The organism is Halorubrum sp. Ea1 (genome assembly GCF_002252965.1).
Lineage (GTDB): Archaea > Halobacteriota > Halobacteria > Halobacteriales > Haloferacaceae > Halorubrum.
Map to the genome: position 1 here is coordinate 79612 of NZ_NHPG01000135.1, position 266 is coordinate 79877.

Below are 266 nucleotides of genomic sequence, written 5' to 3' on the forward strand. Positions count from 1 at the left end.
GCGGTCGAAAAGCGAACCGACGGCTCGGGAGAGGGGGGCGATCGGGGAGGGCTTGACATCCTCCTCCGCGTAAACGCGGAGGAATCCCGAGCGGTGGGAGTTTCAGGTTCGCAGTCTAATTACCGGACTCCCAGTCCTTTCGGGCACGGGTAGTCCCACAGTGTCGGACTGGTGGACTGCTGGCCATGCCAACTGGCCGTTACCCCTATCCTCGGCCGTGTACGGCGTCCCAGTGTTGTTTTTGCCGCGGGGACGCTGGCAGGCAT